The organism is Chitinophaga sp. XS-30 (assembly GCF_008086345.1).
GTDB lineage: Bacteria > Bacteroidota > Bacteroidia > Chitinophagales > Chitinophagaceae > Chitinophaga.
In genome coordinates, this window is sequence record NZ_CP043006.1 from 1,601,162 (window position 1) to 1,622,664 (window position 21,503).

A 21,503-nucleotide genomic window follows, 5' to 3' on the forward strand; every position below is an offset into this window, starting at 1 on the left:
GCATTAATATATTCCCTTTCAAAAGTCGATATGGGGTAATTTTGTACCATTATGGAAACGATCAATTGCAAAGTAAAAGGGATGAATTGTTCCAGCTGCGCGCTGACGATCTCCAGATATCTTGAGAAGAAAGGCATGGAAGATGTGGTGATCAGCGTGGCAACGGAGGAATTGCAATTCAATGCTCCCGGAGGGGCGGATACGGAAGATGTGCTCAAAGGCATCAACCATCTCGGCTACCAGGTGATCCTGCCGGATGCGGCGGGATCAAAAACGCCCTTTTTCAATACCCTGAACTTCAAATTCATTTTCTGCCTTGTATTTACCGCGCCGTTACTGCTGCATATGTGGGTGGACTGGCATTGGCTGCATAATCCCTGGATACAGCTGGCGCTTACCATTCCCGTGTACATTGTGGGGATGCTTCATTTCGGTGGCAGCGCCTTCCGTTCCCTCCGCAACGGCATGGCCAATATGGATGTGCTGATCACCCTGGGCGCAACGGCCGCCTTTGCCTACAGTCTCACCGGTACATTGCAAAACCTGGGAGAGGATTACCTCTTTTATGAAACCACTGCCGCCATCCTCACCCTGGTGTTCCTGGGGAACCTGCTGGAGGAAAGGTCCGTTAAATCCACCACTACCGCCATTGCGGAGCTGGCCAGAATGCAGCATACCCGTGCAAAGCGCATCCATGCCAACGGAGAGGGACAGGAGCATATCGATGAAATAGACAATGCGGAGCTTCGTGTTGGCGACCGGGTACTGGTGAACACCGGGGATAAGGTGCCGATGGACGGTACGATCTACTGGGGCAACGGGCATGTGAACGAATCGATGATCACGGGAGAAAGCGCCCCGGTATCAAAAAAGGAAAAAGACAAAGTGATCGGCGGCACCATCCTGGAAGACGGGTCGCTGAAGCTTTATATCACGGCCACCGGTAAAGACACGGTATTGTCCTATATCATCGATCTGGTAAAGCAGGCGCAGGGCAACAAGCCGCCGATGCAAAAGCTGGCGGACCGGATCAGCGCCATTTTTGTGCCGCTGGTGCTGGGCATTGCGCTGGTGACCTTCCTGGGATGGTATTTCCTTGGCGGCACTTCCCTGGACGTAGCCCTGATGCGCAGCATTGCAGTACTGGTGATCGCATGCCCCTGTGCGATGGGACTGGCCACACCGGCTGCGGTAATGGTAGGCCTGGGCCGCGCCGCGCGCAACGGCATCCTGATCAAAGGGGCCAACACACTGGAAGCCTTCCGGAACATCCGCCAGATCGTTTTTGATAAAACCGGCACACTCACCACCGGAAAGCTGCAACTGGGCCAATGGCAGGCCATCGGCATGCCGGAAGAAACTTTTAGATCCATGGTGTTCAGCCTTGAAAAATATTCCTCTCACCCCATCGCCCGTTCTGTTGTCACATTCTGGAAAGGCGTGCCGGAAACTCCTTTGCAGCAGGTGCGCGAACACAAAGGTGTGGGCATGGCGGCAAGGGATGCGGAAGGAAATGAATGGAAGCTGGGTTCTTTCATCATGGCAAAAGCGGCAACACCCGATGATACACACAATATTTACCTGCTGAAGAACGGGGTGCTTGCCGGGTGGCTGGACTTTACAGACGAATTGAGGTCCGATGCCAAAGCGGTGATGGCGCAGCTGAAAGAAAGCGGTATCCGCACCATTCTCCTGAGCGGGGACATGCAGCGGAAATGCGATCAGATTGCACAGGAGCTGGGGATGGACGAGGTGTTCGCAGAACAATCCCCGGAACAGAAACTGCAAAAGATCGATGCACTGATGGCACAGGCGCCGGTGGCAATGGTGGGCGATGGCATCAATGATGCCCCTGCGCTGGCGAAAGCAAGCATCGGCATATCCCTGAGCGACTCCACACAGGTAGCCATGCAAAGCGCTAATGTCATCCTGCTGAATAACCAGCTGGGTTCCCTGCCGCTGGCATTGGGCCTCGGCCGGCATACCTATCTCACCATCAAACAAAACCTGTTCTGGGCCTTTATTTACAATGTGGTGGCTATTCCCGTTGCTGCGCTGGGTTACCTCAACCCCATCATCGGGGCATTGGTCATGGGCCTGTCCGATGTGGTGCTGGCGATCAATTCGGTAAGACTAAGGTTCAAGCGGGTAGTGTGACCGTTTTCCTTAATTTTACATCTTGTCTTCACCACTTTCCATACTAAAACAATTCTGGGGCTTTGACCGGTTCAGGCCGTTGCAGGAAGATATTGTGCTTGCCGTAGCGGAGGGCCGGGATACGCTGGCGCTGTTGCCTACAGGCGGCGGCAAATCCATTTGCTTCCAGGTGCCGGCCATGATGAACGATGGCCTTTGCCTGGTGGTCACCCCGCTGATCGCATTGATGAAAGACCAGGTGGAGAACCTGAACAAACGCGGCCTTCCGGCGTTTGCGATCTATGCCGGCATGCAAACGAGGGATGTGGACAAAGTGCTGGCGCTGGCCCGGGAAGGGGAAATAAAATTCCTGTATGTATCTCCGGAAAGGCTGCAAAGCAAACGCTTTCTCTGGTATTGCGAGGTGTTGCCGGTAAAGCTGATCGCGGTGGATGAAGCGCATTGCATCTCCCAGTGGGGATATGATTTCCGGCCGGCCTACCTGCAGATTGCGGCCATCCGTGAGCATTTTCCGGAAGCAACGGTGCTTGCGCTAACGGCCACGGCTACACCCAAAGTAAAAGATGATATCTGCGAACGGCTGCAGTTGAAAGATCCGGCAGTGTTCGTAAAAAGCTTCGCCCGCGCCAATTTATCGTACAGCGTACTGGAGGAGGAAGGTAAACTGGCGAAGATCCGCCAGATACTGGAACGGGTACCGGGCAGCGCGGTGGTGTATTGCCGCAACAGGCGCCAGACGAAGGATATTGCCGGCCTGCTGGTGGCACAGGGAATATCCGCCAGTTATTACCATGCCGGCCTGCCCTCCACAGAGCGGTCTGCCCGGCAGGAGGCCTGGATAAAGAACGAAGTGCGGGTGATGGTTTGTACCAATGCCTTCGGGATGGGTATCGATAAACCGGATGTGCGGCTGGTGATCCATGCGGATGTGCCGGACAGCATAGAAGCTTATTACCAGGAAGCCGGCCGGGCCGGTCGTGATGAAGAAAAAGCCTATGCCGTACTGCTCTGGCATGAGCACGACCTGCTGGAAATGCAGGCGCGCATCCCCCTGCAATTCCCTTCTCTCGAAGAGATCCGCGAGGTGTACCAGGCGGTGGTGAACTACCTGCAGGCGCCGGTAGGGAGCATGGAAGGCGTGTATTACGATTTTGATATCAACGATTTTGTCAAACGGTTTTCCATCAATATTACACTGGCATTCAGTGCGCTTCGCATCCTGGAGCAGGAAGGGTTCCTGCAGCTGAGCGAAAGTGTGTTTTTACCTTCGCGGGTGGAATTTGTGCGGGACAGGGATGGGTTGTTCGAATATGAGCAGATCAATCCGGATATGGAACCGCTTATCAAAACACTGCTCCGCACCTATGAAGGCATCTTCGATAATCCTGTTCCTGTTTACGAGAAACAGCTGGCGCGCCTGATGCGGATCGGGGAGCAGGATGTGATACATGATCTGCAACTGCTGCACCGGCAGGCCGTGATAAAATACCAGCCCCGCAAAGATGAGCCGCAGCTGAGCTTCCTGCAGGAACGGGTTTCCGTTCCTTATTTGCGGATAGATATGGCGTTGTTGCAGCAAAGACAGCAAGCGATGGAAGAGCGTATTGCGGCTATGGCCGCTTATGTGCGTAACAAAGAGACCTGCCGCACGCAACAGCTGGTCGCTTATTTCGGGGAGCGGGATGCTGCGCCTTGCGGTGTTTGCGATGTATGTACAAAAAAGCAGCGCGGAGCCATGAAGCTGCATGAGTTTGGCGAGGTATCGAAAGCCGTGCTGGAAATCCTGAAGGAAAAGCGCTCGCTGGAAAGCCTTATGCAGCAGGTAAATGCGGAGGAAAGCAGGGTACTGGAAACCCTGCAGTTCCTGATCGCGGAAGGTTGTGTGCAGCGGGACAAAGATGGTATGCTGCAGGCGGTGTAGGTCTTGCCGCATTTACCGTGGTCTGCGCTCTTGCTGACTGTACGATGCCGTTATATTGTGTATGCTGTTGAGCGTTACAGACTAACCTGCCGCCCTTCTTCGCTGCTCCGGAATGCCGCTTCGATCACCCTTACCACATTCAGCCCTTCTTCAGCCGTCACCGGATTAGGTTTCCCTTTCCGCAACGCTTCATAAATGCCCTGGTAGTAATCCAGGTAGTTGCCGTTGCCGGAGGGCAGGAATGCTTTCATCACTACCCCGTCTTTTTCCGTATGCAGCAATCCCCATTCGTTGGGTGCTTCCGCCCCCCAGTCCGGCGTATCCGGCAGCACGCCTTTCATCAGCAGGGCTTCCTGGATGTCTGATTTCGATTTGATGAATGTGCCTTTGCGGCCGTGGAGGATATAAGCCGGCAGCGCTTCGCGCACGAGGTAGCTGGATTTGAGGCGTACGCGCAGCTGATCGTAGTACAGCAGCAGCTCAAAGTAATCATCTACTACAGAATCTTTACGGATGATGCGGATATCGCCGTAAACGGATTTGGGCATGCCGAAGATGGTCAGCGCCTGGTCTATCAGGTGAGAGCCGAGATCGTACAATGCGCCTGTTCCTTTTTCCGCTACTTCCTTGTGTTTTTTATAGCTCAGTTCTTCCTTGAACCGGTCGTAATGGAATTCCACTTCCAGCACATCGCCAAGTAATCCGTCTTCCACTACTTTCCGTACGATCTTGTAATCGCTGTCGTACCGGCGGTTCTGGTACACGCTCAACAGCAGTTTTTGGGAAGCGGCCAGTTGCACCAGCTCTTCGCCCTGCGCAACGGTAACGGTGAAGGGTTTTTCCACGATCACGTTCTTGCCGGCCAGCAGTGCTGCTTTGGTATAGTCGTAGTGGGTATAGTTCGGTGTGTTCACAACGATCAGTTCCAGGGAAGCATCCTGCATCAGGGCATTCACGTCCCCGTAGATCTTCACGTAGGGATAACGTTGCTGTGTGAGGTGTTTGCTGCGTTCTACCACGGCTGTCAGTTCAAAATCGGGATGCACATGAATGAACGGAGCGTGGAATGCGTAGCCGCTGTGGCCGTAGGAGCATAGTCCTGTTTTGATCGGTGATGACATGGTAACTGAATTTCTGTTGATGCGAAAAAATATTTCAAGTGCGTTATTTCCTGCTTTTGCCGCCCATGCCCAGTACGCCCAACAATGCGCGGACGCCTACGCTGGTCAATGTACGGGCGGCCTGTCTGCCGGCAGAGCTGCCCAGGAATTTATCCAGGAAACTTTTTTCCTGCTTTTGTCTTCCTTTCCGGGCCGCCGGTTGCTCAGCTTCTTCCTCTTTTGCTTTCTCTGCCGCCGCTTCCAGCTTTGCCGTCAGTATTTCGTATGCGCTTTCATTATCGATCTCCTGGTTGTACTTCCTGATGAGCTTCGAGCTGCTCACCAGCTGATCGATCTCGGTTTCCGTCAGCACGTCCATGCGTGATCGCGGGGACGTGAGCATGGTGGCGGCCAGCGGCGTGGGGATGCCTTTTTCACTGAGGCATGTCACCAGCGCTTCACCGATGCCGATCTGCGTCAGCAGTTCATCCGTTTTATAGAAATCGGAAAGCGGGTAGTTCTCGGCGGTTTGTTTGATGGCTTTGCGGTCATTCGCCGTAAAAGCGCGGAGGGCGTGCTGCACTTTCAGGCCGAGTTGTCCCAGTACGGCCGGTGGCACGTCCATGGGATTTTGCGTGCAGAAGAAAATGCCCACGCCTTTGGAGCGGATCAGTTTGATGATGGTCTCGATCTGTTGCAGGAGGGCATCACTGGCTTCCTGGAAGATCAGATGGGCTTCATCGATGAACATCACCAGCTTGGGCTTGTCCAGATCACCTTCTTCCGGCAGCGTGGCATATAGTTCGGCCAGCAGACTGAGCATGAAAGTGGAAAAGAGCTTGGGCCGGTCCTGCAGGTCCGTCACCCGCACGATGGATATTTTACCGCGACCGTCATCGCTGATGTGCATGAGGTCTTCCACTTCAAAGGATTTTTCCCCGAAGAACAGCGCGGCGCCCTGTTGCTCCAGTTCTATCACTTTCCGGAGGATGGTGCCGGTGGAAGTGGTGGATATCTTGCCGTAGTCTTTTTCCAGTTCTTTTTTGCCCTCATCGCTGGCGAACTGCAGCACTTTTTTGAAGTCCTTCAGGTCCAGCAGCGGGAGCTTGTTATCATCGCAGTATTTGAATATCATGGCTACGAGCCCGGCCTGCGTATCGTTCAGTCCAAGTATCTTGGAGAGCAATACCGGCCCGAATTCGCTGACGGTAGCCCGGAGGCGTACGCCCTTTTCCTGGCTGAGGCTCAGCAGCTCTACGGGGTAGGCGGCGGGATGATAAGTTTCGCTGATCTTCACATACCGTTCTGCTATTTTGGCGTTGGAGGCGCCTGCGGCGGCGATGCCGCTGAGGTCTCCCTTGATGTCCATCAGCATTACCGGTACGCTGGCATCGCTGAGGCCTTCGGCAATGATCTGCAGCGTCTTGGTTTTGCCCGTACCGGTGGCGCCGGCAATGAGGCCGTGGCGGTTGAGGGTCTTTAAAGGCAGCAGCACGTCGGCGCCGGTCACTACTTCTCCGTCGAGCATGGCACAGCCCAGCTTGAAGTATTCGCCTTTGAACGTGTAGCCTTTCCTGATATAGTCGAGAAATGCTTCCTGATTAGCCATGACAGGGTATTTTCAATTTTCAAGATAAGCGGAGGATAGCCGGTTTTTTTAAGCCGGCCTGTTTCCGGTAAGCAGTGAAGCTGCGGTTACTCTTCTTTCAGCAAGGCTTTCGCCTCTTGTACGCTTTTTTCCATCAGCGCCTTGATGTCCGTCATTTTCTTTTTCTCCGCTTCCAGGTAGGCTTTCTTCTCTTCGAGGGTTTTGCCTTCCTGGGTGAGGTCGAAAGTATGCATCCAGGTGTTCATTTCCCTGTTGGCGCTGTCCAGCAGGGCATTGGCGGACCGGTAGGCCGTGGCATCGGCTTTTTTGCCCTCCAGGCTGTCCGCTACTTCAGCCGTGCGGGCAGTCAGGCGGCGGATGGCCATGGTATAGGTCATGCCTTCATCATGCAGGGAGATCACCTCCGTTTGCAGGCTGTCCACCAGCAGGGAATCGCTGTTGGCCGCTGTCTGGGAGCTGGTATTGCCCTGGCAGGCAGCCAGTGTAAAGATCGCTGCCACCGGCAGGATACGGGTCATGCGTTTATACATAAGGTCTGATTTTTACAATGAACTTAACGGGAATGATTCTTTCAGCCGGATACCTTTTTCCGTGGAATGCAAGATACCACATTCAATAGAAGGATCATGCTCAAAATACAACACGTATTCCTTTTCGTTGGCTTCGAGGAGGAAACGTTTTTTCTCTTCGAGGGTAGTGAGCGGGAACATATCGTACGCCATCACATAGGGCAGGGGGATATGCGCCGCAGAAGGCAGCAGGTCTGCCATGTAAATGATCGTCTGGCCGTTGTATCGGATCTCCGGCAGCATCATGGCGTCTGTATGCCCGTATGCGAAGCGTACGCGCATGTGATCGGAGAAAGATACCCCATCGTGCTGCTCAATGAATTTCAGCTGTCCGCTTTGCTCGATGGGCAGGATATTTTCTTTGAGGAAGGAGGCTTTCTCGCGGTCATTGGGGTTCACGGCCCATTTCCAGTGCGCTTCGTTGCTCCAGTACACGGCGTTCCGGAAGGCAGGCACCAGTTTGTCATTCTCCCTTTCTATACTGCCGCCGCAGTGATCGAAATGGAGATGGGTGAGGAACACGTCCGTGATATCGTTCCGGTGGTAGCCGAGGGCCTGCAATGACTTATCCAGCGTATCCTCTCCATGGAGATAGTAGTGGCTGAAGAATTTGTCGTCCTGTTTATTGCCGATGCCGTTATCGATCAGGATGAGGCGGTTGCCGTCCTCCACCAGCAGGCAGCGCATGGCCCAGGTGCACATGTTGTTCTCGTCCGGCGGGTTGAGTTTCTGCCAGAGGGTCTTGGGCACTACGCCGAACATCGCGCCACCATCCAGCTTGAATAATCCTGTATTAATCGTGTGTAGTTGCATACGCTAATCTACGTTGTTTATGCAAAGCAGAAAACAGCCAGATCAAACCAATGGAGAAAAACAGGATCAGCACCAGCACGGAATTGCGCATGCCGAATTCCTGGTCTATCCATCCGAAGGAGAAAAGGCCGATCACGATAGCCAGTTTTTCGGTGACATCATAGTAACTGAAAAACGAGGCGGTATCACGGGTTTCGGGGATCAGTTTCGCGTAAGTGGAGCGGCTGAGCGACTGAATGCCTCCCATCACCAGGCCCACCAGTACGGCAAGGATATAAAACTGGGTGACGGTATAGGTATTGTAAGCGCCGATGCATACGCCGATCCAGAGCGCTACCGTAGCGATGAGTACCTGGAAGTTGCCGAATTTTTCGGACAGACGGGCCATGCCCCAGGCGCCGAGTATGGCTACCAGCTGTATGGCTACGATAGTGCCGATCAGCTCGGAATCGCCCAGTTTCAGTTCTTTGGTGCCGAATATGACCGCTACCATCATCACCGTTTGCACGCCCATGCTGTAAAAGAAGAAGCTGCGGAGGTAACGTTTCAGCACCGGCATGTTGCGTACCTGGGCAAATACCTTTTTCAGTTCTATGAACCCTTCAGTGAATACGCCGGCATAATGTTTCTCTACGGCCGGCGGGGAGGGCGGGAGCCGTGCAAAGGTGATCTGTGCGAAGCCGATCCACCATACGCCCACCAGCAGGAAGGTGATCTTCAGGGCCATGGCGGCGCTGATGCCCATGGCGTCCGCGGACAGCACGAGGGCAAAACCCACGAGCTGAAGAAGGACGCTGCCGATGTACCCCAGGGAGTAACCGCGTGCGCTCACCCGGTCCCGCAGCTCCACCGGCGCGATCTCCGGCAGGTAGCTGTTATAGAACACCAGGCCGCCGCTATACCCCATTGCGGCCACCATCAGGCCGATGATGCCCAGCGGAATGCTGTCCCCGTCGAAGAAGAACATCGCGGAGCAGGCCAGCCCGCCGAGGTAGCAGAAGAATTTCAGGAAACTCTTTTTATTCCCGCGTGTATCCGCGATGGATGACAGGATGGGGAGGCTCAGCGCAATGATCAGGTAGGCGAGGGAAAGGGCATAATCATACAGCACGGAATTCTTGAAGGTCATGCCCAGGAAAGGCACTTCGCCATCCTTATACTTGTCGCTGGTAACGCCCATGTAGTATAAAGGGAAGAAGGTGGTGGTGATCACCAGGTTGTACACGGAATTGGCCCAATCGTACATGGCCCAGCCGTTAATGACTTTCTTGTTCGGGAGATTCATAGTGGGAAGTTAAATCAGCTTTTAAAATCGGTTATTCTTATCCGTTCTTCACAGAATCCGTATTCCTGTTCATCGTTGGAGCTGACGATCACCATGCGGTTGCCGCAATGATCGCGGATCAGCTGCTGGTAAAGGGCAACACCGGCGGCATCCAGGTTGGTGCAGGGTTCATCCAGCAGCAATACCTGCACATCCGAGAAAATGGCGAGTGCGAGGCGCGCGCGCTGTTTCATGCCCGAAGAAAAATTGCGTACTTCCTTGCGCCATGCTTTCTCCAGCCCCACAAGTTCCGCGATCTCCGCGGGTTTATACCCCGGGAGGAAGGATTTGAAATGCAGGTGGAAGCTGAAGCACTCCTGCAGGGTGAATTCTTCTACCAGTTCGAGATATGGCGCAACGATAGCGCTATGGCGGAAGAACTGGTCCTGCGGGAGCGTTTGTTCATTAAAAAGGTATTGGATATCGCCTTCGCTGTGGTGGTGATGCCCGCTGATGATCTGCAGCAAAGTGGATTTGCCGGAGCCATTGGGGCCAAGGATGGCGTAGTGCCCTGTACCGGAGAATGTATAGGAAAAACGACGGAATATCCAGTCGTAGTTGAACCGCTTGCCTGTCTGGTTAAGCGAGATCGTCATTCGCCCTGGTGCTGTATCCTCTCATGATGCCGCGCCCGGAGTCGCGAATGAAGGAGAGTATCTCATCCCTTTCGTCCGTGGCCGGGAATTCGGCTTCAATGATGCGGATGGCTTTTGAAATATTGTTGCCTTTTACGAAGAGTATGCGGTAGATGTCCAGGATGTGGTTGATCTTTTCCAGGGAGAAGCCTCTGCGTTTGAGGCCGATGGAGTTGACGCCTACATAGGACAGTGGTTCGCGGGCGGCTTTCACATAGGGCGGAACGTCTTTACGTACGAGGGAGCCGCCGGTCACGAAGGCATGGTTGCCGATCTTGCAGAACTGTTGCACGGCTACCATTCCCGCCAGTACCACATGATCGCCTACCGTGATATGGCCGGCGAGGGTGGTGTTGTTGGAAAATACGCAGTAATTCCCCACGGTGCAGTCATGCGCGATGTGGCTGTAGGCCATGATCAGGCAGTTGTTGCCGATGGAGGTCTTCCAGCGGTCCTTGGTACCGCGGTTGATGGTCACATACTCCCGTATCGTGGTGTTGTCGCCGATCTCCACAGCGGTATCCTCACCTTCGAATTTGAGATCCTGCGGGATGGCGGCGATCACAGCGCCGGGGAATATACGGCAGTTCTTGCCGATACGGGCGCCTTCCATGATGGTGACATTGGAGCCGATCCAGGTGCCTTCCCCTATCTCTACATTCTTGTGAATAACGGTGAACGGATCAATTTTTACATTGGGCGCTACTTTGGCGTCCGGGTGGATGTATGTGAGCGGATGAATCATGCGTTTATTTTCCTTCGCGTTTAACAATTTGGGCAACCATATCTGCTTCTGCGCATACTTTGTTGCCAACGAATGCCGTTCCTCTCATTTCCACCAGGCCTCTGCGGATGGGGCTGAGCAGCTCCATTTTCAGCACCATGGTATCGCCGGGCATTACTTTCTGTTTGAATTTGCAATTATCGATCTTCAGGAAGTAAGTATCATAGTTTTCGGGATCGGGCATGGGGTTCAGGGCAAGGATGCCGCCTACCTGCGCCAGGGATTCACAGATCAGCACACCCGGCATTACGGGGTTTCCGGGGAAATGGCCCTGGAAGATCTGCTCATTGAACGTTACATTTTTGATCCCCACCACACGGGTATCGCTCAGCTCTATGATCTTGTCCACCAGCAGCATCGGGTAACGGTGCGGCATGGTGCGTACAATGTGGTTGATATCATAGATCGGCGGCTGATTGGGATCGTAAATGGGAACGTCCCTGTTATGTTTGTTCTTCTTGATGTATTGTTTGATCATGCGCGCAAATTCCACGTTGGAGGCGTGGCCCGGGCGGTTGGCGATGATATGTGCCTTGATGGGGAAGCCGATCAGGGCAAGGTCTCCCACAATGTCCAGCAGCTTGTGGCGGGCCGGTTCATTCGGGAAGTGAAGCTGTGTATTATTGAGAATGCCTTCGCGTTGCTGTACGGACATTTTTTCCCGGTCAAAAGCCTTGGCCAGCCGGTTCAGCTCTTCTTCGGTCACCGGCCTGTCCACCACCACAATGGCGTTGTTGATGTCGCCGCCTTTGATGAGGTTGTTGGCCAGCAGGTATTCCAGTTCATGCAGGAATACAAAAGTGCGGCAGGGCGCTATCTCCTTGCGGAAGGCCCCCAAGCTTTTGAGATTGGCATGCTGGGTGCCCAGCACCTGGGAGTTGAAATCTATCAGGGCGGTAATGCGGTAGTCTACGGAAGGGAGCGCTACCATTTCCACTTTCTTTACCTCATCGTAGTATTTGATATTGGTGTCGATGGAATAGTAGATCTTTTTGGCATCCTGTTCCTGGATACCGGCTTCTTCCAGTATTTCGATGAAAGGCTGGGAGCTGCCGTCCATGATGGGGATCTCCGGGCCATTCAGTTCTATCAGCACATTATCCACGCCCATGCCTACGAGGGCGGCGAGGATATGCTCAACGGTGCTGACGCGGGCGCCGTTATGCTCCAGGGTAGTGCCCCGGGCGGTATCCACTACATAGTCCACGTCTGCTTTAACGATCGGTTGATCAGGCAGGTCAATACGCTGAAATTTAATGCCAAAGCCAGGCATGGCCGGCTTCAGGGTCATATTCACTTGTGCTCCCGTGTGCAAGCCAACTCCCGATATCGTCGCAGGGGCTTTAAGGGTTTGTTGGTTTGGCTGTTGATTTTCCATCATTAATAGCTTCGTATTCAATGCGTTAAAAACTCCCCGTCAACGTGGTCATACTCCTTCCCGCTCAGATAAAAATTGCTTCACCATATCTTCCAGCTCTTTGACCCTTTTTTCAAGATCGGGCAAATTTCTAAAAATTGCCTGACTTTTCAGCGAACTTTTATAATCATAGGCCGGAGAACCCGTCAAAGACGTGTTGGGCGTAGTAATTGATTTTGAGAGGCCGCTCTGGGCGTTGATCTTTGTACCATCGGCGATCTGTATGTGCCCCACGATGCCTACCTGCCCGCCGATCACGCAGTTTTTGCCGATCTTGGTGCTGCCGGAAACGCCGCTTTGCGCCGCAATAACGGTGCTGTTGCCGATCTCCACGTTATGCGCGATCTGGATCAGGTTATCCAGCTTCACGCCTGCATGGATCACGGTGGAGCCCATGGTAGCCCTGTCTATGGTCGTGTTCGCGCCGATCTCTACATCGTCATGGATCACCACATTCCCTACCTGCGGTACCTTTTTATAAGTGCCGTCCGCCTGCGGGGCAAAACCGAAGCCATCGCCGCCGATCACGCAGCCGGCATGCAGGATCACCCTGTTGCCCACCACACTGTTATCATACAGCTTCACGCCCGGATATAATACCGTGCCATTGCCGATCTTTACATTATCCCCAAGGTACACGCCGGGGTATATCTTTACATTGTCGCCCAGCACCACATTCTCACCGAGATAGGCAAAAGCGCCGATGAACACGCCCTGACCCATTTTTACCGTGGGCGGAACGTGCGAAGGCTGCTGAATGCCGGTCTTGGCGCCAGCTCCTACCATCTGCTGGTATTTTTCCAGCAACAGGGCAAAGGCGCTGTAGGCATCCTTCACCCGTATCAGGGTAGGCTTTATACTGCCTTCGATCACGAGGGAATCATTCACGATCAGGATAGAAGCCTGTGTGGAATAGAGGAATTCCTCGTATTTCGGATTGGCGATAAAGCTCAGCATACCATCCCCCGCTTCCTCTATCTTCGCGATATTGTGCACCTTCACTTCCGGGTCACCTTCCAGTTTCCCGTTCAGTATGGTAGCCAGCTGTAATGCGCTAAATTGCATAGTTATAAATTAAAATGTTTCACTCCGGGCTGCCGCTGCAAGATATAAATATATTCCGTAACATATTAAGTACCTATAAATCGTTGTTAGCCTAGATTTTTGGATGACAAATGTAGAATTTTTTTATCGGTCTTGCCAATGTATGCGATATAAGCGCATTATCTATCGAAGAAATGTCCCTTACAGTGCCATCCTTGAATAAAATATTGATCTGTTCGTCGCCGTCATTATAGGCCCTGAGGCTGGCCGTATCCGTAAATACGAAGTATTCCGCCTCGGCATCCGTCAGGTCCCACCGCCTTTTCACCTTGTCCCTCAGCGCTTCCACCTGCTGCGTGGTAGCAGTCTCCTCGGTGAAGGTCACCTTGAAAAGCTGGCGGTTCACCAGCCACTGGCAAAGCAGGCTCAGCACCTTGTCCTCATGCTGCATCCAGACCTTGATAGCGCTCATGATGTCGTAATCGTCCAGCAGGCAGAACTGCAGCAGGCATTCCTCGTCATTCTCGAACGCTTCCCGGCTGATGCGGTTGTATAAAAAGTATTGCAGCGCCGGGGAGGCAAAAAGTTCTTTTCCGCTGATAGCCAGCACTTTAGCTCTGTGCAGTACTTTTACCAGCATGTTCTCCGCGCTCAGCACCGTTTTATGCAGGTACACCTGCCAGTACATCAGCCGCCTCGCCACAATGAACTTTTCTATAGAATAGATACCTTTTTCCTCCACCATCAGTTCGCCATTGAACACGGTCAGCATCTTGATGATACGGTCGTAGCTGATAACGCCTTCGGAAACGCCGGTATAAAAGCTGTCCCGGCTCAGGTAATCCATCCTGTCCACATCCAGCTGGCTGGAAACCAGCTGGTGCAGGAAATGCTTGTGATAGCGGTCGTTGAAGATATCCAGTGTCAGGTCCAGCGCACCGTTCATTTCGCGGTTGAGCACCTGCATGAGCAACTGGGATATCTCTTCGTGGGACACATCTTCCACCAGCGCATGTTCCAGCGCATGGGAATACGGTCCGTGGCCGATATCATGCAGCAATATGGCCATTTTGGCCGCCACTTCCTCGTCCTCCGTGATCGCCACGCCCTTTCCCTTCAGCTCGCTCAATGCACAACTCATCAGATGGTATGCTCCCATACTGTGGTGAAAACGTGTGTGCATAGCGCCGGGATAGACCAGGTGTGCAAGCGCCATTTGATGGATCCTGCGTAAACGCTGGTAACAAGGGTGGGATATGAGGCTGAAAATCAATGGATGATCTATAGTAATGAATCCATACACCGGATCATTTACAATCTTGCGTTTTCGGTCATTCATTCGGAAAGTTTAAAAACTGTCGCTACAAAGCTAACTTTTTCCGATAGCAAGGTATTGCGTGACAGTTGATATTTTAACAAATATTTTAACGAACGAAGGGCGTTTTCCAAATAAAATCCTCGGGGGGGAATGATTTTTGACAGATAGGCGTAATTTTAAGCAACACCAGAAAAGCTGCAAGGAGACCGGGCATACCATATGCGAGGTTCCATCTGGCCCTGGAAATCAAATAATAGCAGATGAACCAGATCAACATACTTTGGGTGGATGATGAAATAGACTCCCTGAAATCCCAGATCATTTTCCTCGAAAGCAAAGGTTACAACGTTTCCGCCCTTACCAATGGCTATGATGCCCTGGAATTCCTGAAGGACAATATTGTGGATGTGGTGCTGCTGGATGAGTCCATGCCGGGGATCACCGGCCTGGAGACCCTGGCCAGGATCAAGGAGATGCGCCAGCAGGTGCCGGTGGTCATGATCACCAAGAACGAGGCGGAGAATGTAATGGACGAAGCCATCGGCTCACAGATATCCGATTATCTCATCAAGCCGGTAAACCCTAACCAGGTACTGCTTTCCCTCAAAAAGATCATCGACAACAAGCGGCTGGTAGCGGAAAAGACCACCACCGCCTACCAGCAGCAGTTCCGCACCCTGTTCATGGCGCTGAACGACAACCCTAACCATGCCGAATGGGCCGATATCTATAAAAAGCTGGTGTATTGGGAAATGGAAATGAGCAAAAGCGACAGCCCTGAAATGCAGGAAGTGCTGCAATCCCAGAAAGCGGAAGCCAATACCGAGTTCGCCAAATATATCGGCCGGAACTACGCGGACTGGATGCGGCCCGGCACAAAGGACGCGCCCGTCATGAGCCATACCCTCTTTGCGGAGAAGGTCGTGCCTTACCTGGACCCCTCCGTGCCGAATTTCTTCATCCTGATCGACAACCTGCGGTACGACCAGTGGAAGACCATCCTGCCGATATTCTCCGAATCTTTCCGCCTCGTGGAGGAAGACACCATCTACAGCATCCTGCCCACATCCACCCAGTATTCCCGTAACGCCATCTTTGCCGGCATGCTGCCGGTAGATATAGAAGCCAGGTTCCCGCAGGAATGGAAGAACGATGATGAGGAAGGCGGCAAGAACCTGTATGAGGAGAAATTCATGGCCTCGCAGCTGGCCCGCCTGAAAATGGACCCGCGTTTCTCCTACACCAAGGTGGTGAACCATACGGACGGCCAGCACCTGGTGAATAATGTGCATAATATGCTGGATTACCCGCTGAATGTGATCGTGTACAACTTTGTGGACATGATGTCCCACGCCCGTACCGAAATGGAAGTGCTGAAAGAGCTGGCGGGCGATGAAACCTCCTACCGCTCCATTACCGCCAGCTGGTTCGAGCATTCCCCGCTGCATCAGGCCCTGAAGAAGCTGGCGGACCGGAAGATCAACCTGATCATTGCTACGGACCACGGCAGCGTAAGGGTGAAAACACCGGTAAAAGTGATCGGGGACAAGCAGACCACCACCAATCTGCGCTACAAGCACGGCCGCAATCTCAACTACGATCCGAAAGAGGTGCTGGCCTTCCGGGACCCCCGCGATGCCGGGCTGCCGAAGCCAAATGTCAATTCTTCTTATATCTTTGCCCGCGAAGACGGATATCTTTGCTATCCCAACAACTATAATTATTTCGTGAACTATTACCGCAACACTTTCCAGCACGGTGGCATTTCCCTGGAGGAGATCATCGTACCGGTAGCGAGGATGGTGAGCAAATAGCGGAAAAAAATGAGACCATCATGAACCTGAAGAGTACCCCCAACAACGTGGCGAAACTGGAGAAGATCTTTGAGGAGGCCAAGTACATCCTGCGGTACGAGAAAGGCACTTTCAACTCCGGGTACTGCGTGCTGGAGCACAAGAAAGTGGTAGTGATCAACAAATTCCTGAACATCGAAGGCCGGATCAACACCCTCATGGATATTCTGCCTTCCATTACCCTGGAAGAAGGCTTCCTGACACCGGAATCGCAGAAGCTGTACCGGCAGGTGATCGACAACCGCGCCGCGGAAGATGCGGCAGATGCCGCAGCAGGAACGCCGTCTACTGAAACACCCGAATAACCGAGACCATTTTGAAAGTAACATTCCTTGGAACAGGCACTTCACAGGGCGTACCGGTTATAGCCTGCCCCTGTAAAATATGCGCTTCCGCTGATCCGCGGGACAAACGCCTGCGCAGCAGCATTCTCATCAGCGCTGAAGCCGGCAATATTGTGATCGACACCACGCCGGACTTTCGTTACCAGATGCTGCGCGCGGATGTGAAATCCCTGGAAGCGGTATTGATCACCCATTCGCATAAAGACCATATCGCCGGAATGGACGATATCCGCGCCTTCAATTATTTTCAGCAGCAACCGATAGATATCTGGGCTTCGGCCTTCTCCCAGGAGATCATCATCCGAGAGTTCGCCTATGCCTTTGCGGACTTCAAATATCCCGGCATCCCGGAGATCAATCTCAAACCCATCACCGATGAGCCGTTTTTCATCAATGGGCTGAAGATCACACCCATCAGCGTCATGCATCACAAAATGCCCGTGCTGGGTTTCCGCTTTGGTGACTTCACCTATATTACAGACGCCAATTTCATTGCGCCCGAAGAAAAAGAAAAGATCAAAGGTTCAAAAGTGCTGGTGCTGAATGCGCTCCGCCGGGAGCAGCATATCTCGCATTTCACGCTGGATGAAGCCATCGCGCTGGGAGAAGAACTGGAAGTGCCGCAGGTATATTTTACGCATGTCAGCCATCAGATGGGCTTCCATCAGGAAGTAGACCCCACGCTGCCCGAAGGTATGGCGCTCGCATATGACGGGCTGACCGTGGAATTGTAAAAAATCCGATATTCGGCACAGATCAAATCCATTGTTTGTGCCGAAGAATTTTCTCACCGATTATTGCAGTTTTTCCCGCCGGGAACGTACCGGTATCGCCGTGCTGCTCGGCCTCATCACTTTGCTTTGCTTCCTTCCCGATGCCTGGGAACATTGGCGGAAAGAAGAGCCGCCGCTGGATACCGCAGGGTTCCATCATACCGCCATGCTGCTGGAAACGGCGCTGGCCGCAGCACCGGAAGCGCCCCGTTACCCCGAAAGATATCCGCGTAAAGCGCAATACACCACCTACCGGAAAAAAAGCCCCTACCGGAAAGACAGCGCTTACCGCCAGTTTACCCGCCCCGTCTTTGAACGACCTAAGCCTCCGTCCGCCGTAGATATCAATACGGCGGATACACTGCTGCTGGACCGCCTGCCGGGCATTGGCCCCGTTCTTGCAAGAAGGATCGTACTGTTCCGGGAACGGCTCGGCGGATTTTTCAGTATAGCACAGGTGGCGGAAACATATGGACTGGCGGATTCCGTATTCGTGAAAATTCAACCTTTGCTGCAACTGGGTAATGTTTCTCTAAGAAAGATCGATCTCAATGAGACAGATGAAAAATCTTTGGCCGATCATCCATATATAGATACGAAACTGGCCCGTACCATTATACGATACCGTAATAGCCACGGGCCTTTCAGGAGTGTAGAAGGACTAAAAGCCATTGCATTGGTGGATGAGGTTATTTATCGTAAACTTGAAAATTACTTAGTGGTCAAATAAAAATAATTTCAGTTATGAACTTTCAGCCGACGGAAATGCAACAACAGATCGCGCAGGTGATCCGGGATTTTGGTAAAACGAACATCCTGCCCAATGTGCTGGCCTGGGATGAAGAGCAGATATTTCCTGCGCCATTGTTTAAACAGATGGGGGAGCTTGGTTTGATGGGCGTACTGGTGCCGGAAACCTACGGCGGCTCCGGTCTGGGTTATCTTGAGTATGTGACCGTGATCAGCGAGATATCCCGTTTCTGCGGCGCCATCGGCCTGAGCGTGGCCGCCCATAACTCGCTTTGCACCGGGCATATTCTCCAATTCGGCAATGAAGAACAAAAACAGGCATATCTTCCCAAACTCGCCACAGCAGAGTGGATCGGCGCATGGGGACTCACAGAGCCGAACACCGGTTCAGATGCCATGAACATGAAATGCACCGCCCGTAAAGATGGGGACGACTGGATACTGAACGGCACAAAATGCTGGATCACCCACGGCAAAAGCGGCGATGTAGCCGTGGTTATTGCCCGTACCGGCGAAGTGCGGGACAGCCACGGGATGAGCGCGTTCATCGTGGAGAGAGGAACACCCGGTTTCAGCGGCGGCAAAAAGGAGAACAAACTGGGCATGCGCGCCTCCGAAACAGCTGAAATGATATTTGACAACTGCCGTATTCCCGGTAAAAATCTCCTGGGCAATGAGGGCGATGGCTTCATCCAGTCCATGAAAGTGCTGGACGGCGGCCGCATTTCCATTGCGGCGCTGTCGCTCGGCATCGCCAAAGGCGCTTACGATGCCGCATTGAAATATTCACAGGAACGCTATCAGTTCGACCAGCCGATCGCCAATTTCCAGGGCATTTCGTTCAAGCTGGCGGATATGGCCACACAAATAACCGCAGCTGAACTGCTGACCCTGCAGGCTGCCGATATGAAGAACCGCCATGTGCCGATGACCAAACAGGCCGCCATGGCAAAATATTATGCCTCTGAAGTAGCGGTGGCCGTAGCCAACGATGCCGTACAGATCTTTGGCGGTTACGGCTATACGAAAGATTTCCCCGTGGAGAAGTACTACCGGGACGCCAAACTCTGCACCATCGGGGAAGGCACTTCCGAGATACAGAAGATCGTGATTGCCCGCGAAGCGCTGCGGTAGACAACGCTGCAAATTTATTTCCCTTCCCTTTGGGACTTTTCAGTATCGATGGCACATACTATATGTGACTGCCCGGGGCTTGTTTCCGGGCAGCATGTCATTATCTGAAAAGCATTAACCGGATTTAGGTAGTCTTTTCTTTGCATAAGTTTTCTCTATACTGCCATGAAGGAATGCTATAAGACAATTAAGGAATTCGATGTATTTTGCAATCGTTTGCAATTTGAGCATTGAAAAATGCCCCGCACTGATACCTAATTATATATACTGATATGACCACTTTTGAAGAAAGACTCAATGCCCTTTTCCCGGCAAATGCTGACATTCCTGCGGAATTCAGGTTGCCGGCGGAAGTCCATCAGCGGGAGTACCTCTCCGATGGCGTTATGAAAACATGGAATGGAGCAGTGCATACGGTGCTGTCTCCCGTTTGCCTCAAAACCCCCAATGGCCTGGAGCGCAAGGTGATCGGCTCTTACCCGCTTTGCGGAGAAGAAGAGGCTATGGCCTCTCTTGATGCCGCCATCAACGCGTACCGGGATGGCCGCGGTGAATGGCCTACGATGCCGGTAGCGGAGCGCATCGCCTGCGTGGAGAAATTTACGGGCAGGATGATCGCAAAGAAACAGGAAGTCGTGCAGCTGATCATGTGGGAGATCGGCAAGTCGTACGCGGATTCGGTGAAGGAATTTGACCGTACCGTGGAATACATCAATGCCACTATTGACGCGCTGAAGGAGCTGGACCGGAAGTCTTCCGGGTTCACCATAGAGCAGGGCATCATCGGGCAGATACGCCGCTCTCCGCTGGGTGTGGTGCTGTGCATGGGCCCGTTCAATTACCCGCTCAACGAAACATTCACTACGCTGATACCGGCGCTCATCATGGGCAATACCCTGCTCTTCAAACCGCCGAAACACGGCACCCTGGTACATTATCCGCTGCTGGAAGCTTTCCGGGACTGTTTCCCGAAGGGTGTGGTGAATACTATTTACGGTCGCGGTAACGTGATCATTGCGCCGCTGATGGAATCCGGGAAGATCAATGTGCTGACGCTGATCGGCTCCAGCAAAGTAGCCAACCAGCTGAAAAAGATGCACCCGAAAACGAACCGCCTCCGCGCCATCCTGGGCCTGGATGCCAAGAACGCCGCCATCATTACGGAGAAGGCAGACATCGATCTTGCTGTAAAGGAATGTGTGCTGGGTTCATTATCGTTCAACGGTCAGCGTTGTACCGCCATCAAGATCATCTATGTGCATCGCAATGTTGCGGATGCTTTCCTGGAGAAACTTTCGGCGGCGGTAGCGCAGCTGAAGTTCGGCATGCCCTGGGAGAAGGACGTATTCCTTACCCCTGTGCCGGAACCGCATAAACCCGGTTACCTGCAAAGCTGCGTGGCCGATGCAGTAGCGCATGGCGCAAAAGTGATGAACAAACACGGCGGGGCCTCCAATGCTTCTTTCGTATATCCGGCAGTGGTATATCCGGTCAATGAAAAAATGAAGCTTTACCGCGAAGAGCAATTCGGGCCGGTGATTCCCGTGTTGCCGTTCGACAGTATCGAAACGCCGATCGAATACCTGATAGCATCCGATCACGGGCAGCAGGTGAGCATCTTCACGAATGATGCGGATGAGCTGGCTACGCTGATAGATCCGCTGGTGAACCAGGTCAGCCGTGTGAACATCAATTGCCAGTGCCAGCGCGGGCCGGATATTTTCCCCTTTACCGGAAGAAAAGATTCCGCGGAAGCTACACTGTCCGTCTCCGACGCTTTACGTGCATTTTCCATTCGCTCTATGGTGGCCACTAAACAGACGGATGAGAACAAAGCGCTCATCAATGAGATCGTAACGGCGCAGTCCTCGAATTTTCTTTCGACAAAGTATATTTTTTGATAAATTGTAAACGCACTGTCCTGCTAAAACTTAGCAGGACAGTGCGTAATTATTTTG

The 21,503-nt window shown here is 52.9% G+C and carries 18 protein-coding genes; 8 read left to right on the plus strand and 10 right to left on the minus strand.

Features of this window, described 5'->3' with window-relative positions; genetic code table 11:
• Positions 1–51 precede the first annotated feature (51 nt).
• Both FW415_RS06780 and FW415_RS06785 read left to right on the plus strand, forming a co-directional pair.
• Positions 52–2,157 carry a cation-translocating P-type ATPase gene (locus tag FW415_RS06780; protein WP_148383516.1) on the plus strand — a complete coding sequence of 702 codons (2,106 nt, stop codon included), beginning with the start codon at positions 52–54 and terminating at the stop codon, positions 2,155–2,157.
• A 22-nt stretch (positions 2,158–2,179) separates the two neighbouring features.
• Entirely contained in the window at positions 2,180–4,078 is a 1,899-nt protein-coding gene (locus FW415_RS06785; RefSeq protein WP_148383517.1) for an ATP-dependent DNA helicase RecQ, read from the plus strand.
• 74 nt (positions 4,079–4,152) lie between these two features.
• Here the strand turns inward: FW415_RS06785 and FW415_RS06790 are convergent, their stop codons facing one another.
• The 10 genes from FW415_RS06790 to FW415_RS06835 form a co-directional block, all read right to left on the minus strand.
• A complete protein-coding gene (locus FW415_RS06790; protein ID WP_148383518.1) occupies positions 4,153–5,199 on the minus strand; it encodes a Gfo/Idh/MocA family oxidoreductase in 1,047 nt (348 codons plus the stop codon).
• Between the two features lie 43 nt (positions 5,200–5,242).
• Positions 5,243–6,787, minus strand: a complete 1,545-nt coding sequence (locus tag FW415_RS06795; RefSeq protein WP_148383519.1) for a helicase HerA-like domain-containing protein — start codon at positions 6,785–6,787, stop codon at positions 5,243–5,245.
• A gap of 86 nt (positions 6,788–6,873) precedes the next feature.
• The gene (locus tag FW415_RS06800) at positions 6,874–7,317 is read right to left on the minus strand and encodes a hypothetical protein (protein ID WP_148383520.1); all 444 of its coding nucleotides are present in this window, start codon (positions 7,315–7,317) and stop codon (positions 6,874–6,876) included.
• Positions 7,318–7,329: 12 nt separating this feature from the next.
• On the minus strand, positions 7,330–8,169 hold the full coding sequence (locus tag FW415_RS06805) for an MBL fold metallo-hydrolase (RefSeq protein WP_148383521.1): 840 nt from the start codon (positions 8,167–8,169) through the stop codon (positions 7,330–7,332).
• On the minus strand, positions 8,150–9,454 hold the full coding sequence (locus tag FW415_RS06810) for an MFS transporter (RefSeq protein ID WP_148383522.1): 1,305 nt from the start codon (positions 9,452–9,454) through the stop codon (positions 8,150–8,152). The genes FW415_RS06805 and FW415_RS06810 overlap by 20 nt, the downstream gene beginning before the upstream one ends.
• Positions 9,455–9,468: 14 nt before the next feature.
• Positions 9,469–10,089 carry an ATP-binding cassette domain-containing protein gene (locus FW415_RS06815; protein WP_148383523.1) on the minus strand — a complete coding sequence of 207 codons (621 nt, stop codon included), beginning with the start codon at positions 10,087–10,089 and terminating at the stop codon, positions 9,469–9,471.
• Positions 10,073–10,873 carry an acyl-ACP--UDP-N-acetylglucosamine O-acyltransferase gene (gene lpxA, locus FW415_RS06820; RefSeq protein ID WP_148383524.1) on the minus strand — a complete coding sequence of 267 codons (801 nt, stop codon included), beginning with the start codon at positions 10,871–10,873 and terminating at the stop codon, positions 10,073–10,075. Before lpxA ends, FW415_RS06815 begins: the two co-directional genes overlap by 17 nt.
• A gap of 4 nt (positions 10,874–10,877) precedes the next feature.
• Positions 10,878–12,293, minus strand: a complete 1,416-nt coding sequence (locus FW415_RS06825) for a bifunctional UDP-3-O-[3-hydroxymyristoyl] N-acetylglucosamine deacetylase/3-hydroxyacyl-ACP dehydratase (RefSeq protein WP_246858953.1) — start codon at positions 12,291–12,293, stop codon at positions 10,878–10,880.
• A gap of 45 nt (positions 12,294–12,338) precedes the next feature.
• Positions 12,339–13,394: a UDP-3-O-(3-hydroxymyristoyl)glucosamine N-acyltransferase gene (lpxD, locus tag FW415_RS06830; protein WP_148383525.1), complete on the minus strand. Its 1,056-nt coding sequence runs from the start codon at positions 13,392–13,394 to the stop codon at positions 12,339–12,341.
• A gap of 91 nt (positions 13,395–13,485) precedes the next feature.
• Complete coding sequence (locus tag FW415_RS06835; RefSeq protein ID WP_246858954.1) at positions 13,486–14,556, minus strand: HD domain-containing protein; 1,071 nt, start codon at positions 14,554–14,556, stop codon at positions 13,486–13,488.
• A gap of 395 nt (positions 14,557–14,951) precedes the next feature.
• Here FW415_RS06835 and FW415_RS06840 point away from each other — a divergent pair, with 395 nt between their 5' ends.
• The 6 genes from FW415_RS06840 to FW415_RS06865 all read left to right on the plus strand — a co-directional run bounded on the left by FW415_RS06840 (position 14,952) and on the right by FW415_RS06865 (position 21,446).
• Entirely contained in the window at positions 14,952–16,505 is a 1,554-nt protein-coding gene (locus tag FW415_RS06840; RefSeq protein ID WP_148383527.1) for a response regulator, read from the plus strand.
• Between the two features lie 20 nt (positions 16,506–16,525).
• Positions 16,526–16,849, plus strand: a complete 324-nt coding sequence (locus FW415_RS06845) for a hypothetical protein (protein WP_148383528.1) — start codon at positions 16,526–16,528, stop codon at positions 16,847–16,849.
• Between the two features lie 11 nt (positions 16,850–16,860).
• A complete protein-coding gene (locus FW415_RS06850) occupies positions 16,861–17,622 on the plus strand; it encodes an MBL fold metallo-hydrolase (RefSeq protein WP_148383529.1) in 762 nt (253 codons plus the stop codon).
• Positions 17,623–17,659: 37 nt separating this feature from the next.
• Positions 17,660–18,391: a helix-hairpin-helix domain-containing protein gene (locus FW415_RS06855; RefSeq protein WP_148383530.1), complete on the plus strand. Its 732-nt coding sequence runs from the start codon at positions 17,660–17,662 to the stop codon at positions 18,389–18,391.
• Positions 18,392–18,405: 14 nt separating this feature from the next.
• The gene (locus FW415_RS06860; RefSeq protein WP_148383531.1) at positions 18,406–19,545 is read left to right on the plus strand and encodes an acyl-CoA dehydrogenase family protein; all 1,140 of its coding nucleotides are present in this window, start codon (positions 18,406–18,408) and stop codon (positions 19,543–19,545) included.
• Positions 19,546–19,817: 272 nt separating this feature from the next.
• Positions 19,818–21,446, plus strand: a complete 1,629-nt coding sequence (locus tag FW415_RS06865; protein WP_148383532.1) for an NADP-dependent glyceraldehyde-3-phosphate dehydrogenase — start codon at positions 19,818–19,820, stop codon at positions 21,444–21,446.
• Positions 21,447–21,503: the final 57 nt, after the last annotated feature.

What these genes read in the sequence shown, in the direction of transcription:
- FW415_RS06780 (WP_148383516.1), top strand. Translation starts at nt 52, where the DNA reads ATGGAAACGATCAATTGCAAAGTAAAAGGGATGAATTGTTCCAGCTGC.
- FW415_RS06790 (WP_148383518.1), bottom strand. Translation starts at nt 5,199, where the DNA reads ATGTCATCACCGATCAAAACAGGACTATGCTCCTACGGCCACAGCGGC.
- FW415_RS06795 (WP_148383519.1), bottom strand. Translation starts at nt 6,787, where the DNA reads ATGGCTAATCAGGAAGCATTTCTCGACTATATCAGGAAAGGCTACACG.
- FW415_RS06800 (WP_148383520.1), bottom strand. Translation starts at nt 7,317, where the DNA reads ATGTATAAACGCATGACCCGTATCCTGCCGGTGGCAGCGATCTTTACA.
- FW415_RS06805 (WP_148383521.1), bottom strand. Translation starts at nt 8,169, where the DNA reads ATGCAACTACACACGATTAATACAGGATTATTCAAGCTGGATGGTGGC.
- FW415_RS06810 (WP_148383522.1), bottom strand. Translation starts at nt 9,454, where the DNA reads ATGAATCTCCCGAACAAGAAAGTCATTAACGGCTGGGCCATGTACGAT.
- FW415_RS06815 (WP_148383523.1), bottom strand. Translation starts at nt 10,089, where the DNA reads ATGACGATCTCGCTTAACCAGACAGGCAAGCGGTTCAACTACGACTGG.
- lpxA (WP_148383524.1), bottom strand. Translation starts at nt 10,873, where the DNA reads ATGATTCATCCGCTCACATACATCCACCCGGACGCCAAAGTAGCGCCC.
- FW415_RS06825 (WP_246858953.1), bottom strand. Translation starts at nt 12,293, where the DNA reads ATGATGGAAAATCAACAGCCAAACCAACAAACCCTTAAAGCCCCTGCG.
- lpxD (WP_148383525.1), bottom strand. Translation starts at nt 13,394, where the DNA reads ATGCAATTTAGCGCATTACAGCTGGCTACCATACTGAACGGGAAACTG.
- FW415_RS06835 (WP_246858954.1), bottom strand. Translation starts at nt 14,556, where the DNA reads ATGCACACACGTTTTCACCACAGTATGGGAGCATACCATCTGATGAGT.
- FW415_RS06840 (WP_148383527.1), top strand. Translation starts at nt 14,952, where the DNA reads ATGAACCAGATCAACATACTTTGGGTGGATGATGAAATAGACTCCCTG.
- FW415_RS06845 (WP_148383528.1), top strand. Translation starts at nt 16,526, where the DNA reads ATGAACCTGAAGAGTACCCCCAACAACGTGGCGAAACTGGAGAAGATC.
- FW415_RS06860 (WP_148383531.1), top strand. Translation starts at nt 18,406, where the DNA reads ATGAACTTTCAGCCGACGGAAATGCAACAACAGATCGCGCAGGTGATC.
- FW415_RS06865 (WP_148383532.1), top strand. Translation starts at nt 19,818, where the DNA reads ATGACCACTTTTGAAGAAAGACTCAATGCCCTTTTCCCGGCAAATGCT.